We start from the raw sequence: 2,010 nt of genomic DNA, 5'->3' as shown, positions 1-2,010 counted from the left end.
TGATAGATATGCGGATTATAATCCGCATTACAAATGTAAGATGGATAAGGCACATATCACGATGATTGGTACACTTCCAATCTATATGACACATACAAAAGGTGCTGCAAATGATTCACCCGATGTATTAGTAAAAATGGGAGTGGACATCGATACTTATGCACTGGATGGGAGTATGATTCGTTCAATAATCATGCTGATGTATAGTATAAATTGAAGGCAATACCTGTTTTGCGTGTATTCTTCTGATTCGAAAATACATAATGAGGGAACGATGAAACGAATAGATCACTGGGTCAATAAGATGTGGAAAATCGGCGGATCGATTCATATGAAGTATGAGAAAAAACTTCGTTTGCTCTATGAAAACGGAAGGAAAAAAACAGGTAGGGATGCACCTGCACAATAAACTTAAAAAATGGTATGCCAATATCGGACATACCTCATTGTCTGTTTTTCTTCATTTTCCAGGCCGTCATTGCTACCAGCCCAGCCACAACTCCTCCTATGAGTATCCACTCAGCATTCAGACCCTGTCTGGAATTTGCTGGTGTTTCAGAGCTGTCTTGTTGTCCGTTTTCAGCTGTGGTGTTTGTCTGATTACTATCAGTTTGATTATCAGTATTTGTTGTTTGCTTGGCTTCCCCTGCAATCGCAAAGGGAGAAAAATGAGTGACATTTGCTTGGTAAAGGGTATATTGATCATTCTTGGAGATCATATCCGTAGGCAGTCGAGTCCATTGGTCAGCATCCTCCTCATAATGCATTAAAACAACTGACTTTGGTTCAATGTTATTATCCTCTATCCAGTTGTTTTCAACCTGGAAAATAACTTTTGCAGATTTGATATTTTCAGGAATCGCAAAACCGGCGTTTCCCACCCATATGTTAATGTGCTTATAAACGTTGCCATTTGGCTCTTTTTTGACCATTACTGATGTATCTTTTAAAACTTCTATTCGTACAGGTACATTCATTACAGTGATAGCGGATGTAAGATTGATGGACTTGATAGGGACTTCGGGGTTGGAAAAACGAAATTCCACTGGGGTATTACTGAAAACCCTTTTTGTGCTCAGTTCTTCTACATCCACATTATTATCTGAACTGTCCGGAGTGGAACCGCCTCCACCTCCTGAACTACCTGAGCCTCCGCTACTGCTGCCTGGAGACCTCAATGTAATAGTTTTTGTCTCACCTGCCACAGTTACTTTGAATTGTCCTGGAGGAATACTGATTGTATTATATTCTCCCTTAAATACACCATTTTCTACGTCTATATTCTGAGAAGCTGTAATTGTAAGATCCACAGAACTTGTTCCGGTTGCAGCCGGACCGTCAATTTGTATATCATAGGTTCCAGAAGGCACATTTGACTGGGATACTCTTGCCACACCCGAGGAGGATACATATTCTGCACTTTTTGTGATCCAGAATAGGATTTTGACCCGCACATTCAGATCCTCGACTCCCTCTGCCTTTACCATAAATGTATTGGATCCCTTTGGAATTTCTACATCATTGATGCGGTATTTATATTCTCCGCCTTTTACTGGCACGGTCTTGGTAAATTCCACATTGGCTTTAACCGAGTCGGCAGAAGATGTGCCGCTTATTGTAATTGTATCTCCAACTGTCGGATTTGCAGGGGACACTTCAAAAGCAGAGGCTGTGGAAATTCCCAGTATCAAAGCTATAAATAGTAATAATATACACTTATGTAATCGTTTCAATGGTGACACCTTTTATTGATATTATTGATATACTATACTCTCTTTTTCTACTAACAGTTAATATTTGTGATGTACAAAAAACTATCGAATATTTGTCATTCACAGACCAAAACCTAATATCAATTGGACACATCAGACTTAACAGAAAATGTTACCAGAGGATACTGAAATGGATGTGAAAAAGGCCGTGATACCGGTGGCGGGGCTGGGGACCCGTTTCCTGCCGGTTACAAAATCAATGCCCAAGGAAATGTTGCCGATAATTGACACTCCCGTG

At 40.1% G+C, this 2,010-nt stretch carries 2 protein-coding genes and 1 pseudogene; 2 read left to right on the top strand and 1 reads right to left on the bottom strand.

What is annotated here, in order from left to right; translation table 11 throughout:
• A pseudogene (locus CI957_RS10180) lies at nucleotides 1-410 on the top strand (ISNCY family transposase); the annotation flags it as partial.
• A gap of 33 nt (nucleotides 411-443) precedes the next feature.
• Here CI957_RS10180 and CI957_RS10175 read toward each other — a convergent pair.
• Nucleotides 444-1,691, bottom strand: coding sequence for a PGF-pre-PGF domain-containing protein (locus tag CI957_RS10175; RefSeq protein ID WP_128754788.1), 1,248 nt, complete (start codon nucleotides 1,689-1,691; stop codon nucleotides 444-446).
• Between the two features lie 211 nt (nucleotides 1,692-1,902).
• On the opposite strand from CI957_RS10175, the gene CI957_RS10170 reads away from it, so the two are divergent.
• Nucleotides 1,903-2,010, top strand: a 108-nt coding sequence (locus CI957_RS10170; RefSeq protein WP_342764921.1) for a sugar phosphate nucleotidyltransferase, incomplete at its 3' end; no start/stop codon positions are given.

Source organism: Methanohalophilus sp. WG1-DM, assembly GCF_004104135.1.
In the GTDB taxonomy this organism is placed as follows: domain Archaea; phylum Halobacteriota; class Methanosarcinia; order Methanosarcinales; family Methanosarcinaceae; genus Methanohalophilus; species Methanohalophilus euhalobius.
This window is presented reverse-complemented; position numbering and strand designations above follow the sequence as displayed.